Origin of the sequence: Pseudoteredinibacter isoporae, from assembly GCF_011602085.1 — a bacterium.
In the GTDB taxonomy this organism is placed as follows: domain Bacteria; phylum Pseudomonadota; class Gammaproteobacteria; order Pseudomonadales; family Cellvibrionaceae; genus Pseudoteredinibacter; species Pseudoteredinibacter isoporae.
Window position 1 is genome coordinate 206,299 of sequence record NZ_JAAONY010000004.1, and the last position, 23,307, is coordinate 229,605.

Sequence of the window (23,307 nt, forward strand, 5' to 3'; positions counted from 1 at the left end):
TACCATGAAGAACACGAGGATGACTTTGGGAGAGCTGGCTTTGATTGCCAGCGGGTTGCTGACCATATTAGTGGTGGCGATTGTCGACTATAAAATCAATCCGGTCTGGAACGTTGGTCGCGCGATTGGCTTTACAGTGTTTATGTCTGCTTTTACCTGGTTATGCTTTCTGGAAGATATCCAGTCCAAGCTGATGTTACGCGGCTTGATGGCGGTACAGATCGTCTGTGCGTTTTACTTGTTTGTGGGTTTTCCCTTCGAACCTATTATGGTCCTGTTGGTGGTCACCGCAGGACAGGTGCCCTACGTGGCCGGGCGCTACAGCCATATTCTTCTGGTATTGGTGAACATCCCGTTTTTTGTCTATTCGAGCTTTTACTCCGAAATGCCTCTGCATACCTTGAGCCTTGTGATGTTCCTGGGCTTTCAGTTGTTTGCAGGTTCTTCCAGTCAGGCAAGAAAAGAAGCCAAGGAAAACAAGGAAGAACTGGAGGCAGTCAACCTGAAATTGCACGCCACCCAGGCTCTACTGGCCCAGCAAAGCCAGCAGCAGGAGCGTTTGAGAATTGCTCGGGATTTGCACGATAGCATCGGCCATCGATTGACAGCCCTCAGTTTGCAGTTGGAGCATGCCAAGCATCAAAACCCGGAGTCCTTCGAGCCCTGGCGAGCGGAGTTGGGCGAGCAGGTAAAAGGAACCTTGGGGCAGTTGCGGGAAATTGTAAAAGCCACCCGACAGCAAGGCGAGATTGAGTTGGTCGAAGTGCTCAAACGACTACAAACCTCGCTGCCGAAAAATATTCAGTTGCTGTACCCGGAGTCTTTACCCGTTAATGACCCGGAGTTGGGGGAGCAACTTGCTTTCTGCATGCAGGAAGCGATCAGCAATGCGCTAAGACATGGCGGGGCCGACCGAATTGAAATCTCCAGCCCGAGTGCAGCACCTTTGCAGCTAAAGGTGCGCGATAATGGCCGCTCTATACAGCAATGGCAGGCGGGCAGTGGTTTATTAGGGATGCGGGAACGCCTGAAAGAGTATGGCGGTTCGGTTGAACTCAGCCCGAATGGACAGGGTATGGACTTAAATTTAATCACAGCGGTAAGTCGTTAAAATGATATCGATAGCACTCGTAGACGATCAGGCCTTAATTCGAGAAGGTGTCAGCCGTTTATTGCAACTTAATGAACATTTTGAAATGTCCTGGGAAGCCAGCAATGGCCAGGAGGCTCTGGATAAACTGTCGGAACAGCCGGTCGACATCATCATCAGCGATATTCGCATGCCTAAAATGGATGGCATCGCTTTTGTGCAGGCCTTGCGCGATAAAGGTGATAACACCGCAATATTGATGCTCACCACCTTTGATGAACATCAGCTGTTTATTCAAGCTCTGCGTGCCGGGGCAAACGGCTTTCTGTTGAAAGATGTCAGCCTGGAAAAACTGCATAAGGCCGTGGAGACCGTTGCCGGTGGAGGTTTTCTGGCGGAACCTGAGTTACTGCAAAACGATGCCTTACAGAGCATCGACGACGAGCAGTTGAGTCGACCACTGTTGTTGGAGGAACTCAACGATAAGGAGCGGCAGATTCTCCGCTACATCGCGGCAGGTTTTAGCAATAAAGAAATTGCCGGTGCGGTGTTTCTGTCTGAAGGCACGGTGAAAAATCATATCTCCACCATATTGCAAAAAATGGAAGCGCGGGATCGCACTCAGGCTGTGGTTAAAGCTTTGCGATGGAAGTTGCTGGATTAAATAAGAAATAGCGGCGGCAATCCCATTGCCGCCACTGACACAGAAGCGGGATAAAAATCAGGCTTCGTATCCGAAGGGGTCATCAACAGAATGGCTGGGTTCGGTAAACCATACCGGGCCATCTTCGCCCATATAAAAGTGGTCTTCCAAGCGCACACCAAACTCGCCGGGTAACACCAGCATGGGCTCATTGGAGAAGACCATGCCGGGCGCCAGTGGTGTTTTATCGCCACGAACCAGGTAGGGCCCCTCGTGAATATCGATACCGCAACCGTGACCGGTGCGGTGGGGCAAACCCGGCAGTTCATAGTCCGGGCCAAAACCGGCGCCTTCCAGAGCTTCACGGGCGGCGTTGTCGGCGGCTTCGCAAGGTTGACCAAGCTGCGCTGCGGCAAAGGCGGCCGCTTGGGCATCTTTTTCAACCTGCCAGGCTTGACGCTGGCGCTCGGTGGCTTCGCCATAGGCGTAGCTGCGGGTAATGTCTGAGTTGTAGCCTTCAACGAGGCAACCTGTGTCGATCAGCACCCAATCGTTCTCTTGAAGAATCTGCGGGTCTTTTACGCCGTGTGGAAAGCTGCTGGCCAAACCAAACAGTACGATGCAAAAAGAAGAGCCGCTGGCGCCCACTTTTTTGTGCGCTTCATTAATAAACTGGGTGACTTCCGTCGTGCTGATGCCAGGGCGTAGAATTCGTGCGGCGGCCTTGTGTACCTCGATGGTCATATCTTTGGCACGTTGCATCAGGGCGAGTTCGGCGTTGGATTTTTGTTGGCGGCAAGCGGTGCTGACGCTGTTGCCATTAATAATGTCCAAATGTGGATTGGCTTTAGCAATGGCGTCGACCTGGAAAAACCCAGCGGAATCGTCAATGCCAAGCTTGCCGGAATCAATGCCGCGTCCGCGCAGGACCTCGCCCAGAAGGGCATGGGGACTTTCATGTTCGTGCCAGCCGTGGAAAGGGGCATCGATCAGCATAAAGTCGCGCAGGGAATTCTCTTCAAAGTGAGGGGCAATATAGTGCAGCTCGCCGTTGGCCAATAAAACTGCGCCGACCAGACGTTCACTGGCGTACCACTTTAAACCGGTGAAATAATACAGGTTAGTGCCCGCGTTCAAATAGCAGGCGGCAACACCTTGCTCCTGCATTAACTGGCAGGCGCGCTGTTGGCGTTGTAAAAATTCTTCTTTGGCAATCGGCGTGATATCGCCTGTCATATTGCTGAGTTTGGCCAGCTCCGCTTCCGGGCTGGAGCCTCCTACACCTATGGTCATGCTTCTCTCCGGCTATGGTTGTGTTTATCTGCTGCTTATTATTATGGCTAATGCTGCAAAGGTGTAGCGGTTTTCAGGGAGCTTCCCAAAGGAGAATGCGGCAAACGAGAACTTTGCCGCATATAATTTGGATTAGAGCCAGCCTTTTTGCTTGGCGATGCGTGCGGCGTCGATGCGATTGCTGGCGTTGAGTTTGGCGATGGCTTCGGACAGGTAATTGCGCACGGTGCCTTCAGAGAGGAAAAGCTTGCCGGCGATTTCGCTGGTTTTCAGTCCTTCACCGGCCAGACGCAGGGCCTTACGCTCTTTGTCGGTGAGTGGGTCATTGTCCCCCAGAGCGCTCAGCGCTAGCTCTGGATCGATTACGGTTTTTCCCTGCATAATTTGCTGGATGGCGGCCAGCAATGAATCAGAGGGTGCTTCTTTCAGAATAAAACCGCCGACACCCGCTTCAATCGCTCGGCGAATGTAACCCGCGCGTGAAAAGGTGGTCATGATGGCGGTCTTTACCGCAGGATAATCCTGTCGAATCTTCTCCACCAGCTCGAGTCCTGTCATATTGGGCATTTCGATATCACTGAGAACCAGATCGGGTTGCTCAGCTTTGATCATTTCCAGAGCCTGCACACCATCTTCGGCCTGGCCAATAACCTCCAAACCTTCTTCCAGTTGCAGGAGGGCACTGATGGCTCCGCGAACCAACGCCTGGTCTTCCACAATTAACACCTTGGTCATGCTATACCTCTTCCTCTGCGAGTTCTTTGCGGACTGTGATCAATGTGCCCTTGGCACTGGATTGAATATTGTATTCGGCCCCAACTTGGGCGCAGCGATCCTTCATGCCTGAAATACCGTTGCCTTCGATGATTTCACCGGCATTCCCGTTATCCCAAATGCTCATGGTAAGGGCCGAGTTTTGACAATCCAGTTCCAGTCGAGCTTTGTCGCCCTGGCTGTGGCGAAGAATATTCGTGCTGGCTTCTTTCAATAATAGAATCAGTGTTGTTTCCAGTTCCGGGCTCAGCTTATGCTCCGTGGGCAGATTATTGAGACATTCAGACGTGAAGCCGGCGCTTTGCAGGCGTTCGCACATGACTTTGAATTCCGCGGCAATGCCGGTTTTTTTCAGGCCGGAAACACTTTCGCGTACTTCGCTCAATGCTCCGCGACTGAGTTGCGCGACTTCGGCAATTTCCTTCATGGCATTATCCTGCTGGCCGGCTTTGATCAATTTTTCAGCCAGCTCGGCTTTCAGGGCAATGCTGGACAGGCTGTGACCGAGTAAGTCGTGCAGGTCACGGCTGATGCGCTCGCGCTCGGCAATGGTGGCCAATTGTTGAATTTGCTCCTGATCCCGTGCCTCTGTAAAACGGTGCTGAATGTCTTTTCGTACAAAGGCGGCATTGATGTATAAGGCAATGCTCAGAAACATCGCAATGCCCAAAAACATAAAGTTGTAATTACGCAGATAGGCAAAGACAAACACTTCGAGGCCAAGTGCCAGCACCAGAAACCAGATGCCTTTTTTGAACGGAAAATAATAGGCCGTTAAAAACATGGCAAATCCGAACAGCGCATTAGTGCCCGGTGTGAAAAAAGAAAGAAGTACACAACACAACAAGATGGCAAGAATTGGGTAGAGTGCGTTCTTGGTATCGGAATTTAAGCCCCAGAAGTACAAACCCAGAAAGCTTACATAGCCCAGGACAATTTTCACCCAGTCCAGGGGAACCAGGGAATTTATAGAGACGAACGCCGGTAAAAAATAAAACAGGGAAAACAATAAGGAAATCAAATTCCACTTCTGTGCTCGAGGTGCATTGAGGGGAGGCATGTAATTACTGGACATAGGATTTCCTTGTTTGGGGCGGTAATTTTTAGCGATTGCGTTGCTGCTGTAAAGCACCCTTTTCATGAGGGGCATGATGTAGGGTGTCTCACAGCGACGCGGGGATGTCGAACCTACTGATGTTTTTCGATCAGTGAGTTGGCCCAGTGAAAGTCAGGCTCGATGGCGACTGCGGCTCGCCAGTCGTTTAATGCTTTACCGCTTTCGCCCAGTTCCATTTGAGCCAGACCACGCCAGACGTATGCTTCTGCCAATCCCCAGTGATAACCGGAAGACTGATCGTCGGCGTATTGGTTAATTGCGGCGCTCAGTGATTTGATGGCGCTGGTTTTGCTGCCACCGAAAATCGCGGGAGAAAAATAATCGCTCACACCGGAAACCAGATTCACGCGGGGGTTTTCCGGGGCCAGCTCTTTGGCTTTAGCAATGCTCTTGCCGGCTTTCGGGCCGTAGTACATGCCTTTCATTGGATTGAAGCCAATCTTGGTGCCATAGATGTGGCCGAGCAATGCCCAGGCTTCTACATTCTCTGGCTCGGTTTCAGTCAGCTTTTCCATCGCGTCCATGGCTTGATCCAACGCATTCTCGGCAGCGTCGTTATCAGCTTTCAGGTTGTAGCTGATCGCCAGGCGATAGTTGGCCAGTGCGCGGTCGTAGGCATCGGCGGCTTGGGTCAGGGTCTCCAGACGATTGGTGTCCAGTTGGCGGGCGGCGTCTTCAATGTCGTTGATGGTGGCCTGGTCTGCCAGCACACTCATGCTGTGCAAGCTGAAGATACCAATAACCGTGGCTAGGATTTGCTTTTTCATAATGATCTCCCGAGGGCTGTTGTTTAATGTGGGATCAGTATGGCCAAGGCAAGCGGGAAATTTTAGAGAGCTTTGTCAGGACTTTCGGGTGACAAATGTCATCATTCAAATAAATGGGCGAGAGAAAGACTGATCGCAACGATTGTGAGAAGAGAGCTGATCAAGAGGTATTGCAGGAAGAGAGTGAAGAAGCGAAGGCGGGCAGGGCCCGCCTATCAATACGTTTAGCTGGCAGCTTTCATAGCGGGCTGACTGATAAAACGCTGCTCGGCGACCTGATCGGCAACGATATTGGTCGGCAGGCCTTGTTCTTCAGCGCGGATGAAGATTTCTTCCAGGGTATGGCCGATGGTATCAACATGGGCCAGCATTTCTTCCCGACTCTTGTCTTCACGTTGATAGGCGATATCGATAATGCCACCAGCGTTCAGAACGTAGTCCGGGGTATAAAGGATGCCGTTTTCCAGCAGGGTTTCTGCAACCTGAGGTTGAGCCAGCTGGTTATTGGCGGCGCCTGCGATAACTTTGGCCTTCAGTTCCTGGACGGTATCTTGATTGATGCTGCCCCCCAGTGCACAGGGCGCAAAAACATCGGCATCCACACCGTAGATTTCAGTCGGAGCCACAACGCGAGCCCCCAATTGCTCGGCCGCACGTTCGCTGTTTTGCGCAAAGATATCACTGACCACCAGTTCAGCACCGGCGTCTTTTAAGTGGCGGGCCAAATGGAAGCCGACATTACCGACTCCCTGAATGGCAACGGTCAGGCCATTAAGATCGTTCTGATTGAAGCGATGCTTTACCGCAGCTTTCAGGCCGACAAAGGTGCCGTAGGCGGTCGTTGGAGATGGATCACCACCATGTTCGCCTTCGGGATTGATACCGGCCACATAGTTGGTGCTGCGGGAAATCACTTCCATATCCGGCACGCTGGTACCGGAATCTTCGGCGGTAATGTACGCTCCGGACAAACCATTAATATACTCGCCCAAAGCCAGCAGCATGCTTTCGCTTTTGTCCTGACGTGGATCGCCGATGATCACACACTTACCACCACCCAGCTGTAAACCGGCAACGGCGGATTTATAAGTCATGCCTTTGGACAAGCGCAGAACATCGGTTAGGGCATGTTGAAACGAGGCATAGGGCCACATGCGACAGCCGCCCAGGGCGGGGCCCAGATTGGTGTTGTGAATAGCTACAATAGCCTTTAATCCAGATGCCGGGTGGTTAAAAAATGCCACCTGTTCGTGTTGATCAAAATCTGGATGGTCAAAAACAGACATAGTCTCGCCTCGGTCTTCTCAATATTTCTTCTTGTTTAGGGGGCATTTTTCAGCCCTCGAACTGCCCAATATAATCTGAATGCCATGTAAGATTTATGCCTTTATTTAGCGAAAACCGCTTTTTTATGAATTGGTTATACTTATATTGTCTCATTTGGGTATAAAATATTCTCAATGGTTCTGGGAGGCGTTGTGGGGAGTAAAAACTGTGAATCTGGATAAAATCGATCGAAAAATTCTTAAATTGATTCAAAGGGATGCCAGTTTGACGGCCTCGGAAATCGCCGAGCAGGTGAACCTTTCCCAACCTCCGTGCTGGCGACGAATCAAGCGCCTGGAGGATGAAGGGTACATTCGGGCTCGCGTTGGTCTCCTGAACCGACAGAAGTTGGGCTTGAATACGGTGATTTATACCGAAGTAAAACTGACCGCCAATGGTCGTCAGGAGCTGCATGCCTTTGAAGAGCGCATCCGCGAAGTTCCCGAAGTCACGGAATGCTATGTGATGTTGGGGCGGGTGGATTTCCTGTTGTGTATCGTCACCAAGGATATGGAGCACTACGAACGTTTGTACCGTGATGTGCTTTCGCAATTGCCTGGGGTGCAGGAATTTAACTCCAGTGTGGCGATGAGTGAAATTAAACTCAGCACCGAATTGCCCCTGGATGCAATATAGCGATTTGTGACGGGCTCGCTAAAAGAAGGCCGCCGATGTTTCGGCCCTAGTTGTTTTCCGAATGGCGAATGGAAGCCTGTGATTTTCTCAGTTCGCTGGGTGTCATACCAAACAAGGCTTTGAATTGATCGGTAAAACGAGACTGGGATTGGTAGCCACAATGTTCCGCAATGTTACCGATGCTGTATGCCGTGGTTTGTACCAGATGCAGGCCGTGACTTAATTTTGCCTGCTTTCTGATTGCCTGAATGCTGTTGTTCTCGGTTTGCAGTCTTCGCCGTATGCTGGACTGGCTCATATTGAGCTTCAGTGCCAAATCCTCCGCTGCCCATTCCCGGGAATAGTCACTTTGAATAATGTTTTTGACTCGATTACTGAAGTTGTCGATTTCAGCCAGATTGCCGACATTTTTATAGCCACTGTGGTGGAGCAAATGGAGAATTTCTTTTCTTCTGTGGTGAAGTATCTCTTCGGGAGCAAGAGAGGCCCATTCAATAAATTGCAACACCAGTGTTTCAAGAGGGGTATCGACAGGGCCTTGAATATAGTGCGTTTCAGCGTTGTCTGTACGGGGGAAATCAAGAAAATCGCTGCTTTGAAATTCGATCAATATTGAAAAGTAGTTTCCCGGATTCGGGATGTTTCGCATGTTGAGTTTGGGGGTGTTGCTCAGAAAAATAAACTTCCCCGGTGTCAGAACAAGGTGATCAATCTCTTTGCTTCCCGACAGAACCAATATGAGTAAAGGGTTCGTGATAGGTACATTCAATAGTTTCTGTTCCCGAGCCGCCGAGTACAGGGAAAATGGAAGCTTGTTGTGTTTGGCGAGCGCAGCTTTTGCCGCGCTAATGGTTTTATTCATTGAATGCTGGAATCGTCAGGAACATGGAGGGTCGTCAAGTAACGGCTGATCGAAATCAGCAACAGGCCCTGCACCCGATTGTTAATCAGAATGCAGAGTAACACAATGTCATTTGGGAATGCCGAACGGGAACATCGCGGCCTATCGGATTCGTATTGAGGCTCAACGGTGAAAGACAAGAGGTGCTCCGGGAAAGCACCTTTGTGGAGGCTATCAGTCTCGTTTGTAGAGGGCTTCAAGGGTACTGGAAGCAATGGTGTTTGCGTTAATCAAGTAGCCGACCAGTGCACTGGAAGCCCCTTCGGGTATCTCCAATTTTTGGGATAGGGCGTGGATGGTAAATTGATACCGATGCACACCGTGTCCTTCGGGAGGGCATGCTCCACCGAAACCCATTTGACCGTAGTCATTCTTCAAGATACGGCTGCCTTTGGGAGAGAGATTGGCATTCGGGGCTCCAGCTCCGCTATTCAAGAAAGTGACATCCTTGGGAATATTCACCAATTGCCAGTGCCACCATCCACTGCCAGTGGGTGCATCGGGATCATAGGCTGTGATTGCAAGGGACACTGTACCTTTGGGAGGATTCTTCCAGGACAGTTGGGGAGAGAGATTTTTTCCATCGCAACCGAAGCCGTTGAATTCTTGTTTTTTAGTCATGAATTGAGCGGGGGCTATATCCTGACTCATCAGTTTAAAGCCTTCAGCAAGTGCCGTTGCAGGACCGGTGATTGACAGGGCTGAGGCGAAAAAAAGCATTGACGCTAACGTTCGGGTCATTTGGAATTTCCTCGTGGGAGAGTTGAACATGAACCGATATGATAAAGCTGCTGTGTTGTAAGTTTAGTCAGATATCAATCAAGTCTTCGCCTTAATCAATCATTTTTCTGGATGGCATGCTGTAAGCGACTTTGCAGATTCCCCACATGCAATTCCAGTTGGTGGCCATCCGGGTCGAGGAAATAAATGGAGTCTCCTTCGCTTTTATTCTCTTGCCATTCTTGAACTTCGGCTTTCTTCAGCTTGTCCTTCCAATGGGTAAAATCCTTTTGCAGGATCGAGAAGGCGATATGGGTATAGCCTTGTTGCGGGGCTTGGTAGTGCGGTTTTTCGATCAGGCAAAACCAGAGTTCGCCTGCACTGAAATAGGCGCCTTTATCCCATTGGTGCTCGAGCTTCATACCCAGAAAATCCTGATAAAAATCGATGGATTGCCTGAGGTCGGAGCAGCTCAAGGTAATGTGATTGAGTCCCTGGATCATGAAACGCTCGGTGTTTTGCCCTGTAAAACCTGGCTGAACAAGTCTCGATCAATATTGGCTCCGGTGACAACCAGGCCGATGCTTTTGCCGGCTTGTTGGTCACGCTCTTGTCGCAAGGCGGCGAGTGATGCCGCACCTGCGCCTTCGGCCAAGGTGTGACAACTTGAAAATAATTGCCTCTGTGCTTCGGCCACTTCATCGTCATTGACGCTAATGATGCGGTCCGCACCGCGCTGGATAATCGCCATGGCGTCTTGCTGAGGTTCGCGACAGGCCATGCCATCGGCATAGGTGACTGCTGAGTCGGTGGGTATGATGCGCTTGTGCTCAAAAGATTGCTTTATTGCATCAGCACCCGTGGAAACCACGCCGACGACTTTCGTGTCCAGCTGCAAAAGGTCGCGCACGGTAATGACCGCGCAGATGCCCGAGCCCATACCGATAGGAACATATACCGTATCGAATGTGTGTTGTTGGAACATTTCCAGGGCATAGCTTGCGACACCCAATACCAGGTCTTTGTGGAACGAGGGCACCATGTGCCATTGTCTTTCTTCGGCAAGCTGTTCGGCGATTTTCCGGGATTCATCAAAGTCTTTACCGGCGAGAAGTAATTCGGCACCAAAGGCTTCCATCGCTGCATTTTTTTCCCGTGAGTTGCCTTCGGGCGCTACGATCAGTGTCTTTAATCCAACCTGGCTGGCGGCAAGTGCGATGGATTGGCCATGGTTACCTCGGGTTGCTGATACCACGCCTTCCAACTCGGGGTGTCGCTCGCTGAGGGCTTGCATATAAACCAGGCCTCCACGCACTTTGAAAGCGCCCGTGGGGTTATGGTTTTCGTGTTTGAGATAAATGTCACAGCCCAGTTGCTGGCTCAGCAGAGGCCAATGCCGACAAGAGCTGGGCGTCATATGCTGATAGATCCGGGGCAGTGCTGCTTCCAGAGTCGGCAGATCAAACAGGGTGGTCATGATGTCCTCAGTGCGTCACTAGCTTCTTTTAATTTTTTGTTGCGGAATCGATTTTATGATTCGCTTATGGAAACTGAGTTTTAGCACGCCCAAGGCGCTGGGCCAAGTGTCATTTTAAAGGTTCAGGCGGATTTCGAAATCGCCAGTGTGGGTTTTGGATTGCTACAATCGCCTTGTTGGGCGCAGTTACGGCCCGATTGCTTGGCTTTGTACATGGCCGCGTCAGCGCGATGCAGCATGGTGTCCAGATCGTAGTGATGACCGCTGTCGACCCAGCCGATGCTGACGGTATAGCTTATGCGTTTGCGGCGTTCATCAAAATCATGTTCGGCCACTCGCGCACAGAGCTCTTCGAGGAACGGAGCGCATTGTTCGGCGGTCATATTGGGCATAAGCAAAACAAACTCTTCACCACCGTAACGCACAAAGGTGTCTGTTTTACGGATTCTTGAACCGACGGTTTTGCAGAAGTGTTGCAAAATCCGGTCGCCAATTTGGTGGCCATAGTTATCATTAATCGTTTTAAAGTGATCGATATCCATCAGAGCCAGGCAGACTTTATTGCCATGGCGGCGGTGGTATTGCAAAAACTGAGGGCCAAATTCCGACAGGTATTTTCGATTGCAGATGCGGGTGAGATGGTCCTTCATCGACAGATCGACCAACTCGCGATGATATTGAATAAAGCGCCAGTTAATGGTGATAAAAATGGTAAAAATTAGCAGAGCGTTCAAGCCAAGAATTAATGGTAGTGAATTGGCCAGGCTTTGTTCCCGTTCATGCAGGTTTTGGAGATTCTTCGCGAGACGCTTATTGACCACAATCAGGAACTGATCGATTGGCGCCATTATGCTGTGCTTGGCTTCTTTATAGGCCTCCCCAAAAAGAAGAGCCTTGGCCTGCTCTTTGTCCGTGGGAGCCAGAGCAAAGGCCTGCTTTTCAATGATGGCGAGCTTATCGGACTGATCTTTCGCCAGATGGAGCAAGGCAAATTCTGCTTCGCTGTAGGGCATGGTGGCCATGATGTCGAGCAGGGCAATGCCATCCTGCTGGCTATGGCGAGCGGCGCGCTCGTCTTCATTCAGGTTCCAGTAGGTGGCGTGGTAATCCTGCGGGCGGGGTGCTGTGCCATTGCGAATTGCGAGAACCTGTTCGAAGGCCCTTAAGTATTCCGGATTGCCGGTAACGACGTAGTTTTGGGCAAACAGGGTGAGTTGATCTGAACTCTGCTGCAGTTCATTGGCCAGGGCGACCATATCGAAGCGATTGTTTTCCAGCAGTGCAATTTCATGGGTCAGGCGATAAAAATCATTAATCAGGTAGGCGCTGTAGCCCAGCAGGCCCAATAGAATGGCCTGCAAGCCGTAGAAATAGCGGTGAAAGCCTGCGGAAAACTTCATTAATATCCTTCCCTTGAAATCATAGGCGTTGCCTGTTCACTTGCCGGGCAAAATCCTCTCTTTTGATAACGGCTTGGAGTGGGCTTTATTGAGCTATTCATTAGTAAAAATAAGGTTTTAGGATGAGCGGTTATCGTTGCTGGCTTATCCTTTGCTTGGGCTATGGGCGGTAGGTGGTTGGGAAGAGTTCCGTAAAGAGTGCCCGCAAGAAGGGCTGGGGGTTGTGCTTCGCTGCCTTTGAGCTTCAGGTAATCCCCTCAGATAGGGGAGTCACCCTAGAGTTGACGGGGGGCTTGGGGTACAATTCGCGCCTTTCAAATTGCCCTGAATGATCCCCTAAACCAGTGGTGGGGCCTCGGGCAGGCATTAACGAACAGAATCAGTGACCTTTATGGAAATCAATCCGATTATCAACCAGTTGAAAGACCTGCAAACGCGTACCGATACGCTTAGGGGGTATCTTTGACTACGATCATAAGAAAGAACGCCTCGACGAAGTAGAACTGCTTCTGGGTGAACCTGACGTTTGGAATGATCAGGAGAAGGCCCAGGAATTGGGGCGTGAACGTTCGTCCCTGGAAGCGGTGGTGGAAACCATTGATACCCTTGATGGTGGCATTGCCGACGCCCATGAACTGCTGGAAATGGCCGTCGAAGAAGGCGACGAAGACACCGTTGCTGAAGTTGAAGCCGAGATTGATGGTTTGAATCAACATCTGGCCAAACTGGAATTCCGTCGGATGTTTTCCGGTGAGATGGACCCCAATAACGCCTATCTGGATATCCAATCGGGTTCCGGCGGTACCGAAGCCCAGGATTGGGCTGAAATGGTTCTGCGTATGTACTTGCGCTGGGGTGAGGCGAAAGGCTTTAAGACCACTTTAGAAGAAGCGTCAGCAGGTGATGTGGCTGGCATTAAATCGGCCACTATTCGCTTTGAAGGCGAATACGCATTCGGCTGGTTGAGAACCGAAACCGGTGTTCATCGTCTGGTGCGCAAATCACCCTTCGATTCCGGCAATCGCCGCCATACCTCGTTCTGTTCTGTGTTTGTGTCTCCGGAAATTGATGACAATATCGAGATTGATATCAATCCCGCCGATGTTCGTACGGATACCTACCGTGCTTCCGGTGCCGGTGGTCAGCACGTTAACAAAACCGATTCCGCTGTGCGTTTAACCCACGAGCCTACCGGTATTGTGGCGGAATGTCAGAGCCAGCGCTCCCAGCATAAAAACCGCGACCAGGCCTGGAAAATGCTGCGTGCAAAATTGTATGAGCAGGAAATGCTCAAGCGCAATGAAGAGAAGCAAGCTGCTGAAGACAGCAAGGCGGATATCGGTTGGGGTAGCCAGATTCGATCCTATGTACTGGATGATCAGCGCATTAAAGACTTACGCACCAGCGTGCAAACCAGCAATTGCCAATCGGTTTTGGATGGCAATCTGGATCAGTTTATTGAAGCCAGCTTGAAAGCGGGTTTGTAAGCCTCTGAATAAAACATCCGAACTGAAAACGTTTACTTTTTTAGATTTAACTCTACTGACTAAAGAGCTTTAACCATGAGCGATAACAAGCCACAAGACGAAAACAAATTAGTTGCCGTGCGTCGTGAAAAACTCGCGACGATTCGAGCCGAAGATGGGCCTACGTTTCCAAACGATTTTCGCCCCAAACACAAAGCTCAGGACGTTCAGGATAAATACGCGGAAATCAGTAAAGAGGCCCTCGAAGGCGATGATGTGCAAGTCGGTGTGGCTGGTCGTGTTATGGCGATGCGCGGCCCGTGGGTTGTGATCCGCGATGCCAGTGGCACGATTCAGTTGTACATTACCAAAGAAGCCCGTCCATTTGCGAAGCGTCTGGATTTGGGAGATATCGTTGGATGTGAGGGTAAACTTCACCGCTCCGGTAAGGGCGATCTTTATGTGAATATGGATAAGGTCCAGTTGTTGACCAAGTCCTTGCGTCCATTACCGGACAAATACCACGGCCTGGCCGATCAGGAAACCCGTTACCGTCAGCGTTATGTGGATCTGATTGTAAACCCTGAAGTGCGTGATGTGTTCCGTACTCGCTCTAAAGTGATTGAGTTCATCCGTAGCTATTTAAACGGCAAGGATTACATGGAAGTGGAAACGCCAATGTTACAGGCGATTCCTGGTGGTGCAACAGCGCGTCCTTTTGTAACGCATCACAATGCTTTGGACATCGATATGTATTTGCGTATCGCGCCGGAGTTGTACCTGAAGCGTCTGGTTGTGGGTGGTTTCGAGCGTGTTTACGAGATTAACCGTAACTTCCGTAACGAAGGTTTGTCGACGCGTCACAACCCCGAATTCACCATGTTGGAATTCTACCAGGCTTATGCGGATTACAACGATCTGATGGATTTGACTGAAGATATGTTGCGCAAGCTGGCGGAGTCGGTATTGGGTAGTACTCAGGTTCGCTCGACAGTGAAAAACGCCGAAGGCGAAGTGGAAAGCGAAACGGTTTACGATTTTGCCAAACCATTCCGTCGTTTGTCCGTATTCGATTCCATTCTGCATTTTAATGATGACATCAATGCGGAAGAGCTGGCCGATGAGCAGGGTGCGCGCAAGATCGCTGAAGGTCTGGGTATTCCTCTGAAAGATATCTGGGGCCTGGGTAAGGTTCAAATCGAAATCTTTGAAAAGACCGTTGAGCATCGTTTGGATGATCCAACCTTTATTACTCAATATCCAACCGAAGTTTCACCGCTGGCACGTCGCAATGATGACAATCCATTTGTGACCGACCGCTTTGAGTTCTTTGTCGGTGGTCGGGAGATTGCCAATGGTTTCTCCGAGCTTAACGATGCGGAAGACCAGGCTGAGCGTTTTCAGCAGCAGGTGGCTGAAAAAGATGCCGGTGATGATGAAGCCATGCACTACGATGCCGATTACGTTCGTGCACTGGAATACGGCTTGCCACCAACTGCCGGTGAAGGGATTGGCATCGACCGTTTGGTGATGCTGCTGACCGATTCTCCATCGATTCGTGATGTGTTGCTGTTCCCGGCAATGCGCCCGGAGTAAGACATTATGGCCAGGGATGTACAGCTAGACCCCAGTTGGAAAGCGCTGTTGGAAAATGAGTTTGAACAGACTTATATGCAGCAGCTTGGGGATTTTTTGCGGGCCGAAAAGGCGGCGGGAAAAATTATTTTTCCGCCGGGGCCGCAAATGTTTAATGCCTTGAACAGTACGCCCTTTGAAAAGGTTAAAGTGGTTGTGTTGGGGCAGGATCCCTATCACGGCCCTGGCCAGGCCCACGGTTTAAGTTTTTCGGTACCGCCCGGTGTCCGAATTCCACCTTCCTTGCTCAATATTTACAAAGAAATCGAACGGGATCTGGGCTTGCCCGTCCCCAATCATGGCTGTTTGCAAAGCTGGGCAGAGCAGGGCGTTTTGCTGCTCAATGCGACTTTGTCCGTTCAGCAAGCCAATGCTGGCTCCCATCAAAATAAAGGCTGGGAACAATTTACCGACCGTATTGTTCAGCTCTTGAGCGAACAGCGTGAAGGTCTGGTCTTTCTGTTGTGGGGCAGTTATGCCCAGAAAAAAGGTCGGGTTATTGATGGGCAAAAGCACTGCGTTCTGAAGTCCGTCCACCCTTCGCCATTGTCCGCACATCGCGGCTTTCTGGGTTGCGGCCACTTTTCTGCGACTAATAATTATTTGCTTCAACGCGGTCAAGCGGCAATCGATTGGTCGGTACCAGCGCTATAGTTTTATTGCGGGACTGGCTTTTCCGTGTGTCCAGTTGTCTTCGATGTGACTTTGGATGACTTTTTATTGGAAGCAGAAGTTTTTTGTGATATTTCCGTGATAAATTGAACTCATGCTTAGGTTCTATAAAAAGAATGAGTATGAGGTACCCATTGAACTCACAATTGAGCTGGTCTGATTATTGGCAAACAGGTGCTGCACAATCCTTGCAGGCACATTCAGCTAATCCCATAAAACAGTTCGTACAAACGTATTTTGTATCAAAACTGCAGCGCCAGGAAAGCATTCTCGATTTAGCGACCGGAAATGGTGCACTGTTACAGCAATTACCTGATGATCACAGTGGTTTTTGTGTGGGAGTGGACTACAGCGAAATCGCCCCGAGCGCAGCACTGCGCCAGCAACATCACTTCAGCCGCATGGACGGTTCCAATCTCGCCTTTCCCGACGAAAGTTTTGATTGGGTCATCAGTCAGTTTGGTTTTGAATACGTTTCCAGAGAGGAAGGCATTAAGGAGCTGTGCCGGGTTTTACACGCGCAATCCCAGTTACTTTTACTTTGCCATCGTAAGGATTCCCTGTTGTGCCGTCATTCTCAACAACAGTTGATGGAAGGCCGCTGCATTCTGGACAGTGGTTTGTTCTCATCGGCTTGGCAGTGGTGCCAGTATGCGGATACCGATAAATCCGATCGGGCTGGTTTGCAAAAGCTGATGACTTCCTTGATGAAAGAGATTCGCCTACCTAAGGATTCCAGTTTACTGTTTGCTTTGTTGCAAAGCCTTGCGAAATTGCTCACGGATGTGCAAAACGATCGAGTGCGCGGGGAATCCGCGCAGAAAATTATCGGTCAGTGGCAGTCTTCTTTGCTTGCCAATATTGACCGACTCGAGCAGCAGGTTGAGGTTGCTTTGAGCGGTGCGGATCAGAAGCGTTTAGTGGAATCCATCAGGCAAGAAGGATTTAAAGCCAAGACAGTTGCCCTGGCGGAACAGGGCAGGCCGTTAGCTTGGGGCATGTACTTTTCGCGAGGCTAGAATGCGTTTTGCGAGTGCAGGGCCTTCAAGCTATCGTTCTTAAGTCAGCATTGCCATTGCCGCTTCCATTTCGGCGGAAATATCTTCGCCTTCGGCATCTTCCATATTCGGGTCAAGTCCCAGGCGCGCGAATGCGGTTACGGTGTTGTAGTCCACATTCGCGAAGGGGTGATTCCCTCCCATATAACTTTGTAGCATGGCGACGGTGACAATATCCGCGTAGCCAACACTGTCCGATTCGCGGGTGAAATCCAAATGTTCGCTGGGAACATGCACCAGCTCCGGAGAAAATTCCCAGGTGCTTAGAATTTTGTCTCCCAATTCTGCGCCCAGGTCGTAGACCAGCATATCCAGTACGAATGGATTGTTCAGAGCATCGGGGTTTTCTTCGGCGTATTTAAAAATCGGCAGAGAGCCAATATTGTGCACGAGTCCTGCCAGTGTCGCCTGATCGGGCTGCAAGTCGGTGCGAAATTTACACAGCACATTACACATGCCGGCAATTTCACTGGAACGGCTCCAGACTTCTCGGATGCGACGGTCAATTTCTTTCGATTTCGCCTGGAACATCTGCTCCATGGCCAGACCCATTGCCAGTGAGGCGGTAAATTGCAAACCCAGACGGGAGAGGGCCATTTGCAGATTGGTGATTTCCTGTGCGCCGCGCATCGTTGGGCTGTTGGCCACTTTAATAATGCGTGCAGTCAAGGCGACATCATTGCCGATTACTTTGTGCAAATCCATCACGCCTGCATCGGGATCTTCAGCAACCTCCCGGACCTGCAAAGCGATCTCTGGCAGGCTTGGGAGTACCAATTCGTCATTATCAATGGCGGAAAGAATATCTGTTCGGGCTTGGGCCGCTAGTGGATTCATCGCATCGTCTCATCTAAGGCTTGGCTTTTTCCGGCCGCCTTAATGAGCGGCCCTATTTAAGTTATAGCATATGGGAGCGGTTCGACCGTGAAATTCCATGGTCCATCCGGAGACAGCGCGAGGGCTTTTTCAGCGGCGTCATCTTTAATGACCGCGAGGGCTTCAATACCTTCCGAGCTGATTGCAATATTCACCAGCTCACCGACAGCCTGTTTACTGTCGGCACAAAAAAGTTCGGCGCCGCTTTTTAAGCTTGTACTATCGAAATCGTCAGCGTTATCAGCCTTGTTCAGTAGGCGAACAGTATGACGTTTCAGATTACCCCGGTACTGCATTCTGGCGATAATTTCCTGGCCGGTATAACACCCTTTCTGGTAGTTGATGCCGTCCAGTTCGTTGAAATTCAACATTTGGGGAATGATCGATTCTTCCACCCCAGCCTCGATTTCAGCGATACCCGCTCGAATATCCAATAACCTCCAATAGGCGTTATCGACCAATAGCGGCTCAGACTTTAACTGATCGAGCAAATTCTTCATTCGCTCACTGTCTGTCCAGATCTCAAAGCGGTCTCCGGAAATATTGAGTATTTGCACGCCATTATGCTCGGCACATTGTCCGTCTTTGGGTCGCGGTAATTGCCAAGCCTGAAGCTGGTTTTCGGCATTGGTGCCACTCAAACCCAGGCCGAGAAGGTCGCTGTTCACGCTGAGTTCCGCCTTGGAGAAAATAGCGTATTTCGCCAGCGCCTTATGGGCGTTTTCGGAAATATTATGGCGCAGTATCAGACGGATATGCTCTTCACCCAGCGCGCTGGCCCGAAAGCTGCTCAACATGCGGCCCTTATGGTTGCAATGAGCCCCCAGGCGCCATTGGGTATCGCTGACCTCATCGAGGTCGCAGCTTAATTGGCCTTGTAAAAAGCTTTTGCTGTCTGGCCCGATGACCTCAAGTGCTGACTTGTGATCGAGGGGACATAGGAGCAGGGTGCTCTCATCAATGGCATCAGATTGGCTACTGAGAAGTGTGTAATTGGAGGCTTGTACAAGTTCTGACCAGCTGTTCATAGCAATTCCTATTTCAATGCGGTGGCCATTGTAAAATATTTTGCTTCAGCTGTGGTCGCTGTTATCGCCTTTAACTTATAATTGTCGAAAGCTGAATTCGAGGTAACTATGGATAAAAATCGCCTGTTTTGGGGCAGCCGACGGGGCATGTTAGAACTGGACCTGGTGTTATTGCCGTTTTTGGAAAATATTTATCCCGGTCTCGATCAGGAAGACAAAGAGCGTTATTGGGCGCTGCTGGAATGTGAAGACCAGGATATGTTTGGTTGGTTTTTAAAGCGCAAAGATCCGGATGATCCTGAGTTGTTGAAGATCGTTACGATCATTCGCAACAATACCGGTTTGCAAGAATAGCACCTTGCAAGAAAAGCGGCTGCCAAGATCAATATCCGGCCGCCGCTTTGCTGTCAGGCTGCGCTTGCAGCCTTCCGTCTTTCTCTCCTTTTTGATCTGTATTCTCCACGGTTTGTTGTTTTTGGCGTTGTTGTTGACGTCCAGGCTTTCCCCTTTTGTGTATATGGCCATTCTGTTTCTCATGATGATCAGTGTGGGCTTGTGGTTGCTTCGCCATTGGTCGATGTCCGCTTTTGTTTTGTGTTTGCGTGATGAGCAAGCGCGTTCTCAAGGTGCATGTTCCGGTCTTCTGCAAGGGCCGGGTGACGACTTGTTAAACCCACCCGAAGCCCGCCTGGAATGGCAGCATTTCGAGTTGATGATTTGGCGAGTGGAGGTATCCAGCGAGCTTGTCGCGAAGCAGTTGGAATCCAGCGTAGGTTCGGCGGAGGCAAATTACTGGCAACTGATTTGTCGGCATTTGTGGGCGGTTTTACCCACCCATCATTTTCGCTGGCGACTGCTGTTGCTGCGTAGAGATCACGATGCTGAGGCTTGGCGTTTGCTTTGCCAGAGAGTTCGCTTACTTGCTTGAAGTGCTGACGATCAGATCCTGACCGGCAAAGTTCATTGGCACTAAAATGGTATCTTTGGCGACGTTGGATAGATCCGGATAATCCAGGGAGTAATGCAGGCCACGGCTTTCCTTACGGCCCATAGCAGAGCGAATAATCAACTCAGCCACCGTCGCCAGATTGCGAAGTTCGATCTGGTCATTGCTGACTTTGTAGTTGCTGTAGTATTCAGCTATTTCCTTCTGCAGTAACTTGATGCGATGAGTTGCACGTTCCAGACGCTTGCGAGTTCTCACAATGCCCACGTAGTCCCACATAAAGCGGCGCAATTCGTCCCAGTTGTGAGAGATGACCACGTCTTCATCCGAGTCGGTCACACGTGAAGCATCCCAGGGGGCGATGGTTTGAATGTCGGCGACATTGTTAATGGTCTCGCTGATGTGTCGAGCGGCCGCTTGGGCGTAGACGATGCACTCCAGCAGCGAGTTGCTGGCCATGCGATTGGCGCCGTGCAGGCCGGTGAAGGAGGTTTCTCCAATGGCATACAGTTGTTGCAAGTCGGTCTGGCCGTTGTGATCAACCACGACGCCACCACAGGTGTAGTGCGCGGCGGGTACCACGGGAATCCATTCCTTGCTGATATCAATGCCAAACTCCATGCAGCGCGCCTTCACGGTAGGGAAGTGTTCGGCAATAAACGCTTCGGGTTTATGGCTGATGTCGAGATACAGGCAGTCACTACCCAGGCGTTTCATTTCATGGTCAATGGCACGAGCGACGATATCACGTGGGGCTAGTTCTTCGCGTTCGTCGAAACGATGCATAAAGCGTTCGCCATTGGGCAAGCGCAGGTAAGCGCCTTCTCCGCGAAGGGCTTCGGTAATCAAAAAGGATTTGGCCTTGGGGTGGAACAGGCAGGTCGGATGGAACTGGTTGAATTCCATATTGGCAATACGGCAGCCCGCACGCCAGGCCATAGCGATGCCGTCACCTGATGCTCCATCCGGGTTACTGGTGTACAGATACACTTTGCTGGCGCCACCGGTTGCCAGAATAACGGCTTTGGCCTGGAACAAATCGACCCGGTCTTTCGGTCGGTTATAGACATAGGCTCCGGCGCAACGCAGTTTGCGGCTTTTGGGGCTGGGCTGTTTGACCAGATCCACTGCAATGTGATGGGCGTAAATATCAATGTTTTCGTGTGACAGGGCCCGTTCGGACAGCGCAGAATGCACAGCCTGGCCGGTGGCGTCGGCACTGTGAATGATTCGGCGGTGACTGTGGCCGCCTTCTTTGGTGAGGTGGTAATCCTCGCCTTCGGCTTCGCGAGTGAAATCGACGCCTTGATCAATCAGCCAGCGAATGGCGTCGGCACTGTTTTCCACGGTAAAGCGTACGGAGTCCTCGTGGCACAGCCCCGCACCGGCATCCAGTGTGTCGTTGACATGGGCTTCTACGGAATCTTCGGAATCCAGAACGGCGGCGATGCCACCTTGGGCGAACCAGGTAGAGCCCTGGTTGATGTCGGATTTGCTCAACACCGCAACTTGAAAGCGTTCGGCCAGATTAAGTGCCAGGGTGAGGCCAGCGGCGCCACTTCCAATAATAAGCACATCGTATTGGTGTTGAGTTTTCATACTGTTCTTCCTAAAGCGAGCTGGCGCTAGTATACCGTATCTGCACATTTGAGGGGGTGATGGATAATCTTTGCAAAGACAGTGGCTTAGTCCGGGTAACTTAGGTAAAACTTAAACTTGTGGATTAGTGATTTGTCCGGGAACTTGTGCAGCACTAACCAGTCTATGAGCTATCTTTGGTTCGCCCGTGCTAAACTGATGCGCTAGAAGCGACCTCTATATAGTAAGAAGAAAGAACAATAGTGTATCTGCCCGAGAGCAGATTGTTTGGAGTGAGGAATGGCAGCGCAGTCGGCGCCAACAACGGACCAGCAGCTGGTAGAGCGTGTACAGAAGGGGGATAAGAAAGCCTTCGATTTGCTGGTGCTTAAATATCAGCACAAAATTCTATCGATCATCAGCCGCTACATTAAAGATTCGGCTGAGGTTCATGATGTGGCTCAGGAAGCCTTTATTAAGGCGTACCGGGCTCTCCCGAATTTCCGTGGCGACAGCGCCTTTTATACCTGGCTCTATCGTATCGCGATCAATACCGCAAAGAATTTTCTGGTGTCCCGTAACCGCCGTCCACCGGCCAGCGATGTCGAGGTGGAAGAGGCCGAGTTTTACGGTGGCAGCGAGTATTTAAAAGATGTGGATAGCCCGGAAAACAATTTGTTCCGGGACGAGCTGCAAGAGGTGGTCGACCGCGCCATTACTGATTTGCCCGAAGACCTGCGAACCGCCGTAACTCTGCGCGAGATGGAAGGTTTAAGCTACGAAGAAATTGCCAGTGTTATGGCCTGCCCGGTGGGTACTGTTCGTTCACGTATATTCCGTGCCCGAGAGGCTATCGAAAAGGCCATGTCGCCCTTATTGCGATAAGGGGACGAGGGAAAGCCCTTACACGGGCCTCCGTAGAGACGATTTTGCCGCTGTGGCTCAAGATAAGTGCCTAAACAGGCGCGTAAAGAGACGCGTGGATAGGTAGAGCGTGGTGGGTGAGTTCATGCTCCCCAGCCGCACAGGTGACAAGAAATGTGCGATGGTTCAAAATTGTGTGAGCTTTTTGTGAACCTTTTGACAAGTCTTGAGTCCTATTGAATGATCCGGAGTGTCGCAGCTCCGGAAATTGTTTTGGTAACTCGTGAAAACGAAGCCGCTTATACTTTGCTAACACTAGGGCACCAGAGAGTGTCTAATGGGGAAACGCTATGACCGATAAGTCCGTTGATCAGCATCGCCAGCAAGACCAGCAGCTCGCTGAGTCTCTATCGGCTTTGGTAGACGATCAAGCCAGTGAGTTGGAGTTACGTCGACTGTTGAAACAGTCCGATCCTCAGCTGGAGGAGCGTTGGTCCCGTTACCACATGATTGGTGCCGCCATGCGTGGCGAGCCGTTGATGTCCAGTGAAAGTATCCTTCCCGGTATTCAGCAAGCCCTCGAAGACGAAGCACCACATCAGGCTAAACCTGCAGGTTTTTGGGCCGGAGCAGGTCGCCTGGCTATTGCGGCGTCTGTAGCCTGCGTCATCGTTCTGGGTGTACAGCAAAACTGGCAGCAGTTCGCGCCGGAAGCGACAGATGCGCAATTGGCGGAAGCTCAAGCGGCCCCTGTTATCAGTCAGCCGAGCATTGTTGAGCAGCCGGTTTTGGCTGCAGGTGTGAACAGCCAGTTGCCAAGATCCCAAAGCCCGGCGATGGTGAATCGCAGCCCGAATTTTATGATGCCGCGTCAGTCTGACGATCAGCAGGCTACTCTGAAAGCCCAGACCCAGGAGGAGCTGCAACGCCGCTTGAACATTTTAATGTTGGAGCATGCGAACAATGCCGCTGCCAATAGTGGTCGAGGTGTTTTACCCTATGCTCGAATTCCCAAAATTGAACAACAATAATCCGCTCTG

The 23,307-nt window shown here is 50.8% G+C and carries 24 protein-coding genes; 11 read left to right on the forward strand and 13 right to left on the reverse strand.

Features of this window, described 5'->3' with window-relative positions:
- Positions 1-4: 4 nt before the first annotated feature.
- Both G8768_RS19680 and G8768_RS19685 read left to right on the forward strand, forming a co-directional pair.
- The gene (locus tag G8768_RS19680; RefSeq protein ID WP_166843311.1) at positions 5-1,111 is read left to right on the forward strand and encodes a sensor histidine kinase; all 1,107 of its coding nucleotides are present in this window, start codon (positions 5-7) and stop codon (positions 1,109-1,111) included.
- Position 1,112: 1 nt separating this feature from the next.
- Complete coding sequence (locus tag G8768_RS19685; protein ID WP_166843310.1) at positions 1,113-1,754, forward strand: response regulator transcription factor; 642 nt, start codon at positions 1,113-1,115, stop codon at positions 1,752-1,754.
- 57 nt (positions 1,755-1,811) lie between these two features.
- Here G8768_RS19685 and G8768_RS19690 read toward each other — a convergent pair whose 3' ends face one another.
- The 5 genes from G8768_RS19690 to G8768_RS19710 form a co-directional block, all read right to left on the reverse strand.
- Complete coding sequence (locus G8768_RS19690; protein WP_166843309.1) at positions 1,812-3,026, reverse strand: M24 family metallopeptidase; 1,215 nt, start codon at positions 3,024-3,026, stop codon at positions 1,812-1,814.
- Between the two features lie 132 nt (positions 3,027-3,158).
- Entirely contained in the window at positions 3,159-3,761 is a 603-nt protein-coding gene (locus tag G8768_RS19695; protein ID WP_166843308.1) for a response regulator transcription factor, read from the reverse strand.
- A 1-nt stretch (position 3,762) separates the two neighbouring features.
- Entirely contained in the window at positions 3,763-4,875 is a 1,113-nt protein-coding gene (locus G8768_RS19700) for a sensor histidine kinase (protein WP_166843307.1), read from the reverse strand.
- Positions 4,876-4,988: 113 nt separating this feature from the next.
- Positions 4,989-5,684, reverse strand: a complete 696-nt coding sequence (locus G8768_RS19705) for a tetratricopeptide repeat protein (RefSeq protein WP_166843306.1) — start codon at positions 5,682-5,684, stop codon at positions 4,989-4,991.
- A gap of 224 nt (positions 5,685-5,908) precedes the next feature.
- Complete coding sequence (locus G8768_RS19710) at positions 5,909-6,970, reverse strand: Glu/Leu/Phe/Val dehydrogenase (protein ID WP_166843305.1); 1,062 nt, start codon at positions 6,968-6,970, stop codon at positions 5,909-5,911.
- A gap of 208 nt (positions 6,971-7,178) precedes the next feature.
- On the opposite strand from G8768_RS19710, the gene G8768_RS19715 reads away from it, so the two are divergent.
- Positions 7,179-7,646, forward strand: a complete 468-nt coding sequence (locus G8768_RS19715; protein ID WP_166843304.1) for an Lrp/AsnC ligand binding domain-containing protein — start codon at positions 7,179-7,181, stop codon at positions 7,644-7,646.
- Between the two features lie 46 nt (positions 7,647-7,692).
- Here the strand turns inward: G8768_RS19715 and G8768_RS19720 are convergent, their stop codons facing one another.
- The 5 genes from G8768_RS19720 to G8768_RS19740 form a co-directional block, all read right to left on the reverse strand.
- Complete coding sequence (locus G8768_RS19720; protein WP_166843303.1) at positions 7,693-8,508, reverse strand: helix-turn-helix transcriptional regulator; 816 nt, start codon at positions 8,506-8,508, stop codon at positions 7,693-7,695.
- A 213-nt stretch (positions 8,509-8,721) separates the two neighbouring features.
- Complete coding sequence (locus G8768_RS19725) at positions 8,722-9,288, reverse strand: YbhB/YbcL family Raf kinase inhibitor-like protein (protein ID WP_166843302.1); 567 nt, start codon at positions 9,286-9,288, stop codon at positions 8,722-8,724.
- A gap of 95 nt (positions 9,289-9,383) precedes the next feature.
- Positions 9,384-9,770: a VOC family protein gene (locus tag G8768_RS19730; RefSeq protein WP_166843301.1), complete on the reverse strand. Its 387-nt coding sequence runs from the start codon at positions 9,768-9,770 to the stop codon at positions 9,384-9,386.
- Positions 9,767-10,744: a threonine dehydratase gene (locus G8768_RS19735; RefSeq protein ID WP_184679409.1), complete on the reverse strand. Its 978-nt coding sequence runs from the start codon at positions 10,742-10,744 to the stop codon at positions 9,767-9,769. Before G8768_RS19735 ends, G8768_RS19730 begins: the two co-directional genes overlap by 4 nt.
- 122 nt (positions 10,745-10,866) lie before the next feature.
- The gene (locus G8768_RS19740) at positions 10,867-12,144 is read right to left on the reverse strand and encodes a GGDEF domain-containing protein (protein WP_166843300.1); all 1,278 of its coding nucleotides are present in this window, start codon (positions 12,142-12,144) and stop codon (positions 10,867-10,869) included.
- Positions 12,145-12,535: 391 nt separating this feature from the next.
- On the opposite strand from G8768_RS19740, the gene prfB reads away from it, so the two are divergent.
- The 4 genes from prfB to G8768_RS19760 all read left to right on the forward strand — a co-directional run bounded on the left by prfB (position 12,536) and on the right by G8768_RS19760 (position 16,936).
- Positions 12,536-13,631, forward strand: a protein-coding gene (gene prfB / locus G8768_RS19745; RefSeq protein ID WP_166843299.1) for a peptide chain release factor 2 whose coding sequence is annotated in 2 segments (ribosomal slippage) — positions 12,536-12,607 and positions 12,609-13,631 — 1,095 coding nt in all. Because the reading frame shifts where the segments join, the coding sequence is not laid out codon by codon here.
- Between the two features lie 75 nt (positions 13,632-13,706).
- Entirely contained in the window at positions 13,707-15,206 is a 1,500-nt protein-coding gene (gene lysS, locus G8768_RS19750; RefSeq protein ID WP_166843298.1) for a lysine--tRNA ligase, read from the forward strand.
- Between the two features lie 6 nt (positions 15,207-15,212).
- Entirely contained in the window at positions 15,213-15,899 is a 687-nt protein-coding gene (ung, locus tag G8768_RS19755) for a uracil-DNA glycosylase (protein WP_166843297.1), read from the forward strand.
- A 140-nt stretch (positions 15,900-16,039) separates the two neighbouring features.
- Entirely contained in the window at positions 16,040-16,936 is an 897-nt protein-coding gene (locus tag G8768_RS19760) for a class I SAM-dependent methyltransferase (protein ID WP_166843296.1), read from the forward strand.
- 39 nt (positions 16,937-16,975) lie between these two features.
- On the opposite strand, the gene G8768_RS19765 is transcribed toward G8768_RS19760, so the two are convergent.
- Positions 16,976-17,812, reverse strand: coding sequence for an HDOD domain-containing protein (locus tag G8768_RS19765; protein ID WP_166843295.1), 837 nt, complete (start codon positions 17,810-17,812; stop codon positions 16,976-16,978).
- Between the two features lie 56 nt (positions 17,813-17,868).
- Complete coding sequence (gene ygfZ, locus G8768_RS19770; RefSeq protein ID WP_166843294.1) at positions 17,869-18,879, reverse strand: CAF17-like 4Fe-4S cluster assembly/insertion protein YgfZ; 1,011 nt, start codon at positions 18,877-18,879, stop codon at positions 17,869-17,871.
- A 108-nt stretch (positions 18,880-18,987) separates the two neighbouring features.
- Between ygfZ and G8768_RS19775 the strand changes: the two genes are divergently transcribed.
- Both G8768_RS19775 and G8768_RS19780 read left to right on the forward strand, forming a co-directional pair.
- Complete coding sequence (locus tag G8768_RS19775; RefSeq protein ID WP_166843293.1) at positions 18,988-19,233, forward strand: FAD assembly factor SdhE; 246 nt, start codon at positions 18,988-18,990, stop codon at positions 19,231-19,233.
- Positions 19,234-19,237: 4 nt separating this feature from the next.
- The gene (locus tag G8768_RS19780) at positions 19,238-19,807 is read left to right on the forward strand and encodes a hypothetical protein (protein ID WP_166843292.1); all 570 of its coding nucleotides are present in this window, start codon (positions 19,238-19,240) and stop codon (positions 19,805-19,807) included.
- On the opposite strand, the gene nadB is transcribed toward G8768_RS19780, so the two are convergent.
- On the reverse strand, positions 19,796-21,424 hold the full coding sequence (nadB, locus tag G8768_RS19785) for an L-aspartate oxidase (protein ID WP_166843291.1): 1,629 nt from the start codon (positions 21,422-21,424) through the stop codon (positions 19,796-19,798). The two genes, G8768_RS19780 and nadB, sit on opposite strands and share 12 nt — an antisense overlap.
- Before the next feature lie 279 nt (positions 21,425-21,703).
- Between nadB and rpoE the strand changes: the two genes are divergently transcribed.
- Both rpoE and G8768_RS19795 read left to right on the forward strand, forming a co-directional pair.
- Positions 21,704-22,288, forward strand: a complete 585-nt coding sequence (rpoE, locus tag G8768_RS19790) for an RNA polymerase sigma factor RpoE (RefSeq protein ID WP_166843290.1) — start codon at positions 21,704-21,706, stop codon at positions 22,286-22,288.
- A 329-nt stretch (positions 22,289-22,617) separates the two neighbouring features.
- On the forward strand, positions 22,618-23,298 hold the full coding sequence (locus G8768_RS19795; RefSeq protein WP_166843289.1) for a sigma-E factor negative regulatory protein: 681 nt from the start codon (positions 22,618-22,620) through the stop codon (positions 23,296-23,298).
- Positions 23,299-23,307: the final 9 nt, after the last annotated feature.